At 32.7% G+C, this 13,881-nt stretch carries 7 protein-coding genes; 4 read left to right on the forward strand and 3 right to left on the reverse strand.

Annotation, left to right across the window (positions count from 1 at the left end; genetic code table 11):
• Positions 1–37: 37 nt before the first annotated feature.
• Together ACWJKS_RS15300 and ACWJKS_RS15305 are read right to left on the reverse strand one after the other, a co-directional pair.
• Complete coding sequence (locus ACWJKS_RS15300; RefSeq protein ID WP_462959896.1) at positions 38–8,659, reverse strand: GH36-type glycosyl hydrolase domain-containing protein; 8,622 nt, start codon at positions 8,657–8,659, stop codon at positions 38–40.
• A gap of 164 nt (positions 8,660–8,823) precedes the next feature.
• Entirely contained in the window at positions 8,824–10,125 is a 1,302-nt protein-coding gene (locus tag ACWJKS_RS15305; RefSeq protein ID WP_462959897.1) for a M18 family aminopeptidase, read from the reverse strand.
• A 175-nt stretch (positions 10,126–10,300) separates the two neighbouring features.
• On the opposite strand from ACWJKS_RS15305, the gene ACWJKS_RS15310 reads away from it, so the two are divergent.
• A complete protein-coding gene (locus ACWJKS_RS15310) occupies positions 10,301–11,488 on the forward strand; it encodes a cation diffusion facilitator family transporter (protein ID WP_462959898.1) in 1,188 nt (395 codons plus the stop codon).
• Positions 11,489–11,740: 252 nt separating this feature from the next.
• Here the strand turns inward: ACWJKS_RS15310 and ACWJKS_RS15315 are convergent, their stop codons facing one another.
• Positions 11,741–12,481 carry a class I SAM-dependent methyltransferase gene (locus tag ACWJKS_RS15315; protein ID WP_462959899.1) on the reverse strand — a complete coding sequence of 247 codons (741 nt, stop codon included), beginning with the start codon at positions 12,479–12,481 and terminating at the stop codon, positions 11,741–11,743.
• 387 nt (positions 12,482–12,868) lie between these two features.
• Here ACWJKS_RS15315 and ACWJKS_RS15320 point away from each other — a divergent pair, with 387 nt between their 5' ends.
• The 3 genes from ACWJKS_RS15320 to ACWJKS_RS15330 are packed head-to-tail and all read left to right on the forward strand — an operon-like array spanning position 12,869 to position 13,765.
• On the forward strand, positions 12,869–13,075 hold the full coding sequence (locus ACWJKS_RS15320; protein ID WP_216301849.1) for a helix-turn-helix transcriptional regulator: 207 nt from the start codon (positions 12,869–12,871) through the stop codon (positions 13,073–13,075).
• 1 nt (position 13,076) lies between these two features.
• A complete protein-coding gene (locus ACWJKS_RS15325) occupies positions 13,077–13,529 on the forward strand; it encodes a hypothetical protein (RefSeq protein WP_462959021.1) in 453 nt (150 codons plus the stop codon).
• Between the two features lie 14 nt (positions 13,530–13,543).
• Positions 13,544–13,765 (forward strand): hypothetical protein, encoded by a 222-nt coding sequence (locus ACWJKS_RS15330; RefSeq protein ID WP_462953605.1) that lies wholly within the window; start codon positions 13,544–13,546, stop codon positions 13,763–13,765.
• Positions 13,766–13,881 lie beyond the last annotated feature (116 nt).

Consider the following 13,881-nt stretch of genomic DNA (forward strand, 5'->3'; position numbering starts at 1 on the left):
GTCTGAGATGACTTCTTATTAGAAGTCATCTGTTTTTTTAGATTATAACTTCAACTTTATGCACTCCATCAATAAATGGAACCAATCCATCTTCGCATAAATTACCATCAAGCCAAATTCCTTTGTTTCCCTGGCGCTTAACCTCAATCACATATTCGAATTTATCTTTTTTATATATAATCTCATACTGTGGCCATTCCTCTGGCACACAAGGTTCAATGGTAAACCCTTTTCCCGCCTTTAGTTTAAACCCTAAAATTGCCTCTATTCCCGTTCTATACATCCACCCTGAGGTTCCAGTATACCAACTCCACCCTCCGCGTCCTACATGAGGTTCTTTTCCATAAACATCAGCAGTCATTACGTAAGGCTCAGTTTTATATCTTTCACACTGAGGCAGTGTTTTTGTATGATTAATAGGGTTTATCATATTATAGAGCTTTGCCGCCATGTCACCTTTGTAAAGTTTAGCAAAGGCAAGAATTACCCAAGTTGCAGCGTGTGTATATTGTCCACCATTCTCTCTAACTCCCGGCACATAGCCTTTTATATAACCTGGCTCCAAAGTAGATTTATTAAAAGGAGGAGTTAAAAGCAAAATCATTCCATTATCTTCTTTTATTAAATAATGTTCTAATGACTTCATAGCCTCCTCTGCCCTTTCTTTATCTGCAGCTCCTGATATAACTGCCCATGATTGAGATAGAGAATCTATCTTACACTCTTCATTTTGAGATGAGCCTAGTGGCGTGCCGTCATCAAAATATGCTCTCCTATACCAATTACCATCCCATGCGTTTTCCTCTAGATTTATCCTTATATATTCTTGCATCTCCTTGTATTTCTGTAATCTTTCATCATCGTTTTTATATGTGCAAGCTTCAAAGAAATCTCCAAGAATATCATATAAGAACCAACCAAGCCATACGCTTTCGCCTTTGCCCTTATTCCCAACGGTACTCATTCCATCATTCCAATCTCCACTACCCATTAGTGGGATTTTATGAGGACCGAATTTAAGGCTTTTATCTATAGCTTTTATGCAATGTTCATATATACTGCCTGTAAAATCTGCCCTTCCTGAAATATTATATCTTTCATCTTCACCGTCTGTTAGTGGCGTATCCATTAAATACTGAGCTTGCTCATCAAGAATATCAAAATCCCCTGTGTTTTTTATATAATCCATAGTGACATAAGGTAGCCATAATAAGTCATCGGAGAACCTTGTTCTTATACCACTATCTACAACCGGATGCCACCAATGTTGCACATCACCTTCAACAAATTGCCTTGAAGCACTGTATAGAATCTGTTTTTTAGTCATACTTGGCTCAATCATGCCTAGTGACATAACATCCTGAAGCTGATCTCTAAAGCCATAAGCTCCACCAGATTGGTAAAAAGCAGTTCTCGACCATAACCTGCACACTATAGTTTGGTACATTAGCCATCCATTAAGCATTAAGTCCATACTCTTATCTGGCGTCTTAACTTGCAACGTATGAAGTAATTTGTTCCAATATTTCTTTACATTTTCGAGTTCAGTATCCACTCTCTTAAAATCTTCAAATTCGCCAATAGTTTTAGAAATATTTTCTAAATTCTCATTTTCACCAAGCATCGCTACTAATTCAATCTCCATATTAGGTTCTATATGAATTTTTGAAGTAACTGCAAGACATGGATCAAGTCCCGCTCCTACATTGTTTGAAAGTCTTACTCTCTTTAGTACCTCAGGTTCCTCTACACTTCCTCCTCTGCCTAAAAATTCACTTCTATTGCCAGTAAAGCTTTGCTGCCCGCCTCCAAATAATCTTAAGAAAGCATTTATTTTCCCAAAATGCTGACTATAACAATTTGTAGCATATATATATTCCTTCTCTTCATTCAAATAAGTAACAATATGCTGAGCAGTATGCTCTCGTACAACCCCCATTACAAGTTCTGCGTAGTAGGTTATACTTATATCTCTTGCTATATCACTATTATTCTTAAGTTTTATTTTGCATAGCTTAACGTTATGCGACCTAGGCACAAACATGGTTATTTCACCCATAATTCCAAAAGCTTCATGCTTGAAATTTGAATATCCAAAGCCATGCTCAATTAAGTATTCTCCCCCATCCCTTATTGGTTTAGGTGTAATGCTCCACACATTGCCATAAGCATCATCTCGCAAATATATGGCTTCTGAGCATTCATCACTTACCCAATCATTAGACCAAGTAGTAATTTTATTTTCGCGGCTATTAAGGTGCCATGTATAAGCTGATCCACATTCTGATACATGGAATCCAAAATCACCATTTGAAATTACATTTATCCAAGGTGCTGGTGTATTATTAAAATCTTTAAGTAGAATAGTATAGTTTTCACTTTCTACATTAAAGCCTCCTAAGTCATTAAAGTACTCTAACGGTTTCATATTAAACTTGTGCTCTTTCCATTTAAATTGATTTTCTACAATCTGTAATAATGGTTGTTTTTCTATTTTCTTTAAATTGTTCTGAATTTGAGATACTAACATTCCCTTGCGGGAATCTATAACTATTCTAGCTATAGCTATTAAAAGCTCTATATCCTCCTCCATAATAGTAGCCTTATTAAGTATAAAGAGCCCTCCAGGTTTATTTTCTTTATCTCTTAAATGACTACTGCATACAAAATCCTTAATATCAGTTTGTAAAGGCTGATCATATGAGGCTTTTTGAAGATTTATTATTACCAAATCAACTCTTAACCCTTTAAGGCTTAAGTATTCATGGGCATTTAAAAGTTGACGAACGAGGTCTTTATCTTTGCTCTCACGAACTATAAGTAGAATTATAGGTAAATCTCCTGAAATACCATACCCCCAAAGCGTAAATTGTCCCTTCTTTACATTTTTTATATTTTCTTCTCTTTGTTTAAAAGTGGAATTTAAAAATAATATTTTAGAAGCCATTACTTGGTATAAATTTGCTTGGCTAGATTTTATACCTAGATATTTCATTTCTACCTGAGTTTGGCTCCACGCTAGTTCAAACACCGCATTTACATTGTGAAGTTCACTATATTTCTTAGCTAAACTTATTACTTCCACTTTACTATCAGCTATCGAAGTAGTGAAAGCTATAATGCACGTTTCACCAGGTTTTATATTTACTCTTCTTCTCATACTTACTATAGGGTCAAGCACCGCTCCTACAGTATTGGATAAAATTGAGTCCTGCTTCATTGCTATAGGGTGTATTGTATTTTCACCACGCCCTATGAAACTCTCTCTGCTAGTCTCATATTGAACAGTTCCTACGGTAGTTCCCTCCGTTGCAACAGTTTGCATAATCCAAGGTTGCTTTTTACCCTTAGCCCTAGGTCTTCTCGTTGCCAAGATGCAGCTAGGATTATCTATATACTCTGTTTTTACAAATAGATTTCCAAAAGCTGGATGGACTATGTCTGCATCATAATGAGCTAGAGTTACTTCTAAATAGCTTGTTATTTCTAAACTTTTAATTTTGGTACCATGATTTGTAATGGATAATCTTCTTACCTCTGAGTCATCCTCTGTAGACACAGTGATTTCCGTGCGAGTAGTAATATTACCATCGCCCCTTGTAAATTCAGCTTTGTCTAAGGAGAATGTTACTTCATAACTATTCCCTACCTTTTTACAAGGTTCATAAGCTGCACTGAAGTATTCATGTTCATCGATATCTTTGATATACACGAACATGCCTGTATTGTCTTTAGTGACATCTTCCCTCCATCTATAAATCATAGTTCTATCCCGCATGGCATACCCTGACCCACTATTAGAAATCATTAGCGAATAACTTCCATTAGAAATTAAATGTGTTTCTGGAGTTTCCGTTTTAGCTGTAATATATTTTCTAACTATAATCTTTTGTTTTCCTATAGTAGTTTCTGATATATTAAATTTATATTTTCTATCATATACCACTCTCTTAGAAATTTTCTCTTGAAGCAATAATTCTGTAGCTTTGACTTTTGGCAAAGTATGAAATCTTTTTTGAAGAATATTATTTAATAATACATTGTCTATTGCCATTAAGCTCATACCTTCATGATGAATCATGAAGCACTTAATAATAGCCTTAGGTTCCTCCTTTAACATTCTGTTTTTAGTGTAATCTACCGCTTCATAAAAACCATAAGTTCCTTCTAATCCTTCCAAAGCAAGGCTCTTAAGATTATCATAAGATCCTCTAAAATCAGTTTGCAGTGCCATAACAGTAGCGTATGGCGCAATAACCAATTCATCTTCGAGTCCTGACTTGAGTCCTACTCCTGCTACCCCAAATGCCTTGTATTGGTAATTTGAATTTATATCGAAATTATAAAATGCAGATTCAGATATTCCAAAAGGCACCCCTCTTTCATTACAATATTTCTTTTGTGCCCCAATTACAGCTTTATAAGTTTCATCTAGCATTGTTTGTGGATAATTTTTCATTATAAGTAGGGGCATCATATATTCAAACATGGTACCACTCCAAGAAACTAATCCCTTACTTTTACCCATAAGAGTCATAGACCTACCAAGCTTAAACCAATGTTTTTTAGGAACATCTCCTTTTGCTATGGCTACAAAGCTAGCCTGCCTTGACTCAGAAGCAAGTAAATCGTAATAGCTTTTACCTAGACTATCATTCTCAACATCATATCCAATTCTAAACAGTTCTCTTTCTTCATCATACAACATTTTAAAATCAGTAGCTTCTGCCATTGAATTTAGTCTTTCTTTTAAGCTCTCAATGCTACTAATAACCACTTGAGCTTTTTCTTTTGTATTTTGTAGTAAATCTTTTAATTTTTCTAAAGATTCATCACTTTTTGACATGCCATTTAACATATTTAATATGTTGGCGGTTTTTTCTGGAATACAATTTATTGCTGTGTTTTCGATTAAGCTTTTTAAACAATTACTAATGTCTATATCAAAGTTCTTTTCATGGATAAAATCAAGCCAAGGGAAAAATTCATTTATTTCCTCTAAGAACCTATCTACATCACCTTTGAGTTTTTTATTCCAATATGGCTCCTTGCCTTTTTGTACTTCCGTAACCCTTGATGCTAAATCTACAAGCACAGTCCTCCAAGAATAAAAATCTGTTTTGTCATTGCCTAAGGTGACAATCACTTCATGATATAATTCTTTCATTTCCTTGGATTCTTCTATTTCTTCACTAGCAAGCCTTATTGTGTCTTGCAAACCCTCCACTTGCACAAGGTTAAATATCGGATTACGCAAATATTCTTCTAGCGATTGAGAAACCAGCCAAAGATAACCAACTAAGTTCCCACTATCCACAGTGGACACATATCTAGGATAGAGTGGAGTTTTAGTTTTAGTATCATACCAATTATAAAAATGGCCTTTATACGTAACCATGTCCTCAATTGAAGTCATAATTTTCTCTATTCTTTGTGTTACTTCCATAATACCTATATACCCCAGATCATAGGCAACTATATTTGACGTTAATTCCATACCCATATTAGTGGGTGAAGTTCTCTGGGCTAATCCATTAGGCGGATCTTCTTGATAATTATCTGGTCCAAGCCAATTATTTTCGTCATTGACAAAATCCTCAAAATACGCCCAAGTTTTCCTACTTAATTTCCTTAAAAAGATCTTTTCTTCAACCATTATATTAAAAGTTTCTAAACTTCTATCGCGACTTATAACATATGCAATTACAGGGCTTAAAAACCAAAGCACACAGGACGGTATACTAAGAAACCCAATACTCAAGCTTGAATTAAATGCTAAAAATAAAATCAAAAGTGAAATTGCACTTTCAATCCACATAAAAGCTATGAAATTTTTAAGTTTTTTCCCTAGTTTCACCTCTACGTCCGCTGCTGTCTGCCACTCTAATAAATTTTTCTTACTTATCATCATTCTATATAATGTTCTAATTATGGCATCCAACATCATATACGCTTGAAAAGGTATAAAACAAATAATCAAAAATATTTGTTCTATAGCCATAGACCCATTTTGAATTTTACCCGATAAACTTATACCTGCAGCAGGAGAAACTACAGCTTCGGATACATCAAAAAGTATAGGTGCTAGAACAGCAACAAATGCTGCAATAACCCATTTATCCGTCCCATCAGGCAATATTCCACCTAATGCAAGTATGAGCAAAATTGTAATGGAGGGTGCGAGTAAGCTCCTCCTCAAATTATCAAATATTTTCCATTTAGATATTTTATTTATTGGCGAATGTTTTGTAAGCCAAGGTAATAATTGCCAATCACCTCTAGTCCATCTGTGTAATCTCATACAACTAGAATTGTAATAAGCTGGGTATCCATCTATGAATTCCACATCAGTAACTAATGCAGTCCTAACATAGCAGCCCTCTAACAAGTCATGGCTTAATACAGTATTTTCAGGTATTTCATCTTTTAACATATAATTAAATACATCTACATTATAAATCCCTTTTCCAGTAAAAATCCCTTCCCCAAATAAATCCTGGTATACATCAGATACAGCAGTAGTATAAATATCTATACCCGTTTCCCCAGAAAATATCTTTGAAAATAGAGTTTTGTTTGCGCTAAGAATAGACACTCCTACTCTCGGTTGCATTAAACCGTAACCTCTATCCACTTTCTTTTTACTATTATTTATGACAGCATTGTTTAGTGGATGAGCCATAGCACCTATAAGTTTTTTTGCAGAGTCCCTTGGAAGCTTCGTGTCCGCATCTAATGTAATAACATATTTAACCTTTCTAATGTTCAGAGGATTGCTGCTTACTACATCGTAACTAGTATTCTCGTTACCTCTTAAAAACTCATTAAACTCCATAAGCTTTCCGCGTTTTCGTTCAAATCCAATCCACTTGTTTTCTTTTTCATTGTACTGTCTATGTCTATTTAGAAAGAAAAATATCTTTTTATCAGGCTTGCAATACTTTTTATTTAAACTTTCTATGGCTAAAAGCCCAACATTAACTATTGACTTATCTTCTACTTCCTCCTCAGTATCACTATCTTTAAAGTCCCCCAGTAATGCAAAAAACAAATTTTCCTGAGCATTGGCTAAATAGTATACTTCTAAATCATTTATTAATTCGACTACCCTACTAGGATTATTTAATAGTGTTGGAATTACTACAACCGTACTATATCTTTCTGGTATTACTTCTTTGAAATCCATTTTAGGAATAAAAGAAGGAGTACTCAGAACACTCACACTCCAATTGAAAATCGATATTACTATTTCGCTACAGGGTACTAATATAACAATTATGGCAAGACAATATCTCCATAAATCTTTATTACTATCATTTAATAAGCTACTCGCAATAATTAGACATATTATTAACGTTGTAAATATAATAATAGTACCTATATAAAAATTTTCTACATTCTTCTTTATGCTGTTTTTGAGCCTCTCTATACCAGTATTCTCATATCCTATTTTTTGCTTTAATTTATTTAGTCCCTTATCTATCAAATAATATCCAACATGTTGTTCATAGGTATTATTCTCTGAAAATTCACTTTCTTCGCAACATTCAATAGCTTTTTTTGCTATATATGATTCTGGAAGCTTTATATTTTTAGATATTTTTTCTATTTCGTGTCTATACTTATCTCTAGATTGAAAATCCATTTTTCTATAAATGTGCGAAGGATCTTCTCTCAAAATACCCTCTACAGCACTTAGCTTTTCAAAATAATTTTCCCAATTTAAACCTTCAATAACCCTTATACTATTAATTGAATTTGCCATAGATATTTCAAAATTAGCTTCCATTTGATGCTCTAATACTATAATTTCTTCTAGGCTTGTTTCCTGCGCTCCAAGCCTTTCATCTATAAAATCATAAACCTCTTTAGAATCAATACCATTATCCCTTAACAATTTCAATAATCTTTCTGTAAAATGAGAATTGAATGTAAATTTTTCATTTTCTAATAAATATATCTCTTTGACAATTTTATCTTCATTAAAAGCATTGATTAACCGCTCTGCAACTTTTTCTGCTTCTTTTTTATCTTGCTTCGCTTTAACAATTTTTTCAGTTATCCTACTAATATTTTGAATTAATGCTATTCTTAACATTATAGGAATAGCCCAAAGTTCACCAGACGTCAGTACAGCACTCCTTTGATAGGCCCTAATAAAATTTTCAATAACTGTTTCATCCATCCTACCGTCGGTGTGAGATGCTATTTCTATAGCAATATGATAAACTCTTGGATAGCCCTTCATGAAACCTTTGTATATCACCGGTAAGTCTTTATAATAATTTTGTGGCATGTTATATTTTATACTCTTATACTCCTTCTCTACCAAGTAAAGATTATCCAAAAGCCATTCAGAAGCAGGCAATACATCTTTTTTATTTTTTTCTTCTTTATCCATGCTATCATAGCCATTTAAAATCTTTTCATAACTTCTATCTAAATTACTAATAAGCTTTTTCTTACAATTAGTATTTTTCACATCAGCATAATGACGTGCCATTTCGAAAGCATGTTTCTCTAAATCTTCTCTATTCACATTTATGGTTGGAACATCTTTTAGTAAATTTTCCTCTTCATAATAACTCAGATTTTTTCTTATCACTATGTAGATTAAAATACTTATTACGGCTATTGCCCCTAATGTAGCATATGGCATTATAAACACCCTTTCAACACTTTTTGTTAATAATATTTGTAAAGTTTTAGACCTAGTTGAAATTATTATCTCCAACTAATTGTTTAATTATTAGTAAAAACAACAAAAAAACTCACAATGAAACATTGTGAGTTCTTCTTGAATGTGCTTAAGTTATCTTTTTATTAAATTTTATAAAATTCTTCAAATGATTTCGTAACATAAGTATGGTCTATTACTCCGCCTAGTTCTCTTATAGAATGCATAGCTAGAGTTGGACTTCCTATATCTACCGAGCGTATATTTAAATGAGTTGAAGATATTGGTCCTATAGTTGACCCACCACGTGCATCAGAACGATTAACAAATTTTTGCACCGGCACCCCTGCTTTTTCACAAACTAATTCATAAACTGCATCAGAGTTACTATCAGTTGTGTAGTTTTGATTAGCATTAATTTTTATAACTGGGCCTTTGTTCATATAAGGCTTATTTGTTGGGTCATTCTTTTCTGGACTATTAGGATGAACAGCATGTGCATTATCCGCTGATATCATAAAAGATTTAGAAATTGATCTTAAAAAATCCTCACGATTTTTATCTAAAGATATTGTAATACGCTCTAATATATTAACTAGCATATTTGAGTCCGCACCTTGCTTTGTTGAGCTTCCTACTTCTTCATTATCAAAACAAACCATTACATTTGTTGCCTCTGCGGCTGGCGCTATAGCTAGTGCTCTTATTCCTGCATGTACCATAGCTAAATCATCTAATCTTGAGCTTGATATAAATTCATTGTTTAACCCGATAATTGAACCCTTTTCGTATTCATAAAGGAATAAATCAAAATCTATAATTTCTTTATGATCTACAGATAATTCCTTTGCAATGGCACTCATAAGATAATTATCTTTTTCTAATTCGGTGCTCACCATTGAAAGTAGTGGCAATGTATCCTTTTGCTTATTTAGTTCAATTCCAGTGTTTATTTCTCTATTCATATGAATAGCTAAATTAGGAATTATCATTATAGGCTTTTTAATATTTACTAACTTAGTTTCTGGATATAGAATATTTTTGTCTCGCAAAGTTACCCGTCCAGCTATTGCAAGAGGCCTATCCATCCAAGTATTTAATATAGGTCCGCCATAAACCTCTGTGTTTAATCTTACATACGTATTATCTACTACCATTTCTGGTGCTGGTTTAATTCTAAATGTAGGTGAATCTGTATGAGCTCCAATAATTTTAAAGCCATTTTCTTCGATTTCTCCCTTTCCAACTACAAACGCAATTAGTGCGGAGTCATTTTTAGTCACAAAATATTTCCCGCTTTTTTTAAGGTTCCACTTTTCTTCTTCTTTAATTTCTACAAAGCCTTCTTTACATAAATCTTCTTTAACCTTTGCTACAGCATGATAAGATGTTGGACTATCATAAATAAAATCAATAAGATTTTGGGCAAATTCTAATTCCTTATTCATATATATTCCTCCAATGAGTGTTAAAGCACATAGTTACTTTGCTTATCCCCTTCTCTATTATAACAAGTTTTATAATAAAATTTCTATAAAATCCAAATAAATGCTATAATTAATTATCGAATATATGTTTAAAATTAACTTTTTAAATTATACTATATAATCAGAGGTGAAAAATATGTTATCAAAATTTTTAATTTCAAAATTCGTAAAAAATTCGGAGGATGTTAATAATAAAAAAGTAAGAGAAGCTTATGGTTACCTGGGCGGCTTAGTTGGAATTATAGTGAATTTAGTTCTTTTTACTACAAAACTAATTATAGGAATAATATCAAATAGTATAGCAATTACTGCAGATGCCTTTAATAATCTTTCAGACGTTGCTTCTTCTGTCATTACAATTCTAGGTTTTAAACTAGCTAGTAAGCCACCAGACAAGGAGCATCCATTTGGTCACGGAAGGCTTGAATATATTTCCGGCCTTATAGTTTCCTTTTTAGTAATACTAGTAGGTTTTGAATTTATTAAAACCTCTTTTGATAGAGTAATTCATCCCTCAAAAGTAATATTCAAACTTATACCCTTTGTATTAATATTAGCCTCTATAGGATTTAAACTTTGGATTAGTGGATTTAATAAGACCATGGGCAAGGCTATAAAATCCTCAGCCCTTGAAGCTTCTTCAACTGATGCATTAAGTGATGTTGTTAGTTCAAGCTGCGTTGCACTATCACTACTTCTGTCTATTTGGATTGACTTTCCCATAGATGGATACATAGGAATCCTTGTATCCTTTATCATAATATATGCTGGCTACAAGCTTATTCGCGAAACTATGAACCCGCTTCTTGGTGAGGCTCCTGATAAGGGTTTAGTAAACGGCCTTAAGGAAAAGTTACTAACCTATGATCATATTACCGGTGCTCATGATCTAGTTATCCATAACTATGGTCCAGGTAGATGTATGGGTTCTATCCACGCTGAAGTTCCCTGTGATATTTCTATAGTTAAAATTCACGAGATTATCGACACAGCTGAAAAAGAAATTTCTGAAGAATTTAACCTATATCTAGTTATTCATATGGACCCTATAAATACAGATGATGAAGATGTTAATGCCTCTCGTTTGGAACTATTAGATGTATTAAAGTCTTTTTCTATAATAAAATCAATTCATGACTTTAGAGTTGTAGGCGAAGGCGAACATAAAAATCTTATTTTTGATGCTGTAATTGATTTTAACCCAAGCTTTACAGATGTTGATGGACTTAACCTAGAAGATGAAATCAATAAAGAACTAAAAAAATGCTACCCAAATTATAATGCCATAATGACCTTAGATAGAGATTATTTAGGGGTCCAATAAACTTAAAAAAGTATATATTACTACAGATGCATTCTCTTCGCTAAGAACTACTTCAATGCATTTCACGTAATATATACTTTTTTTGCGCATTAGAGGATTCTATCGCTGATGGAGCACTATATCTTATATCTATGTCTATTAAACCCTCCGATTATATAAATAAATTTTATTGTACAATAAAATTACAATATCGACACAAAACATATATTCTTTTCTTACAGGATATTAAGAATATGGTGTTAACTTAACCAGTTATTTTTTTGCCTTTATAAATAAAAACTGGGGGTTTTTAGTTAATTTATCATATATATTAGGCTCTTCAGTTTTAAATTGTTCTACTGGCATAGGTTCCAATAGTTTTTCTATTGTAAAACCCGACTCAATTACTGATGCTATAATTTTGCTTAAAGGTCTCCTATAAAATTGAACTTTTACTTTTCCCTTGTTTGTCGTCCATTCATCATCTAATAATTCTGTCAAAAAGTAATTTTCCTTGCTAGATAGCTTAAAATCCATAAACGGATGATGGACGGAAAAAACCAGTTGCCCTCCGTTCTTTAGAATTCTATTAAATTCACTCATTACCACCTCCCAATTTTTAATATAGTGAAGTGCCAATGATGATAAAACAACATCTATAGATTCATCATCAATAAAATCTAATGGCTCATTCAGATCTGCCCTTATGATTTTAGCTTTATTCCCAACTCTTCTTTTAGTCATTTCTATCATGTTTGGACTGAAATCTAATGCAATTACACTTGCACCCTTATCTAATAGCAACTTGGTATACCACCCCGCAGCACAACCTGCGTCTAGAACTTTCTTTCCTTTTACATCTGGAAGCATTGATACGGTTGCAGGTCTTTCATAGTAGGCATTAAATGGTTTTGTATCTACATATTTAAAATAATGTTCAGCCATTTCTTCATAAGCATTAAGCGAAACTGAGTCTTTATTTATAACTTGCTTCTGCTGTAGTAAATTTTTCAATATAATTCCTCCTCACTAATTGTAGCACTAACCATTGAGTTCTATAGAACCCTAGCTTATGTAAAAAAAATTTCTCAAATTACTTAGGAACGCATAATAGTTATTAACTGTTATGTGTTCCTAAGGAATATTCTATTCTTACTATTTAAAACTATATGAAGTTCCCGCCGTTTTATAACCAGTCTTTTTTACTAATACATAACTTTTCCCTACTGTTTTTCAAGGAATTGGATTTTCCTTTAAAAGACTTTTATTAGTAATATATATTCTCACGTCGCTTTCTTTTGTTGAAAACATTTTTTGCTTTTTTTGCAAAGCATGCTTGACATTTAATGCAAAGTACACTATGCTTAAAATGCAAAGCGAACATTGCAAAGGAGAGATGAGATGAAAACATGTATTCAGGAACTACGAAAAAAACATAAATTATCTCAAGAAGAACTAGCATTAGCAGTTGGTGTTACAAGGCAGACAATCACATCCCTAGAGTGCGAAAAATATACAGCATCACTTGTCCTTGCATACAAAATATCAAAATATTTCAATTTGAAAATTGAAGAAGTTTTTAATTTTTCAGAAGTGGGGGAATTATAAAATGGAAGAATATCGAAAAGTAATAAAGAAAAAAATAGGACTTATGTTAGGATTTAATGTGTTGGCAGCTGCCTTTATCACATTAATTGGAATCTCGGAAAATATGACAGCAATAATTAATGAACCTATTACTGATTTTATACATGGGTTCCAATTAGGTATCTTCATATTTTTGCAATTTGTCATGGTAATGTACATTATGAAATATGGAAAATCATTGAAAAACGAAGATAAATTAAAGAAACTGTATATAGTTGAACATGATGAAAGAACGACACTTATTAGAAATAAAATTGGTGGCGTAGGTTTTAACTTTTCCTTAGGCGTAATTGCAACTACCGCAATTATGGCTGGATTCTTTAATCAAATGGTTTTTGTCACTTTACTTGGTGTTCTAATTTTTATGTCACTCGTAAAAGGATTCTTAAAAGTATATTACAGAAATAAATTTTAGGAGGTATATTCAGTATGAAGAGAGGAAATTATAATAAGTATTTAATCATTGCTAGCTTTTTTGGTTTCATCATATGTTTCATAGGACATTTCATTCATTTGCCCTGTATTATTGTGGGTTTCTGCTTTGGTGCTTGCATAGCATCCTCTACCATTGGTTTATATGCTTTAAATCATGATATAAGTAAATTAAAAAACTTTAAAAGGAACCTTATCAGAAGAATTGCGAATAATTAACCGAATATTGTGTATTTTACTAATAGAGGAAGCATAAGGCTTAAACACAGCCTTATGCTTATCTTTTATATTCAAATAAGCAATTTCTTTTAATTTTATTTACATTCATTATTTTG

The sequence above is a fragment of the Clostridium sp. CM038 genome (genome assembly GCF_055081105.1).

Excerpts from the sequence above, each read along its gene's own strand:
- ACWJKS_RS15325 (WP_462959021.1), top strand. The coding sequence starts at position 13,077 with ATGGAAGAATATCGAAAAGTAATAAAGAAAAAAATAGGACTTATGTTA.
- ACWJKS_RS15305 (WP_462959897.1), bottom strand. The coding sequence starts at position 10,125 with ATGAATAAGGAATTAGAATTTGCCCAAAATCTTATTGATTTTATTTAT.
- ACWJKS_RS15320 (WP_216301849.1), top strand. The coding sequence starts at position 12,869 with ATGAAAACATGTATTCAGGAACTACGAAAAAAACATAAATTATCTCAA.
- ACWJKS_RS15330 (WP_462953605.1), top strand. The coding sequence starts at position 13,544 with ATGAAGAGAGGAAATTATAATAAGTATTTAATCATTGCTAGCTTTTTT.
- ACWJKS_RS15300 (WP_462959896.1), bottom strand. The coding sequence starts at position 8,659 with ATGCCATATGCTACATTAGGGGCAATAGCCGTAATAAGTATTTTAATC.
- ACWJKS_RS15310 (WP_462959898.1), top strand. The coding sequence starts at position 10,301 with ATGTTATCAAAATTTTTAATTTCAAAATTCGTAAAAAATTCGGAGGAT.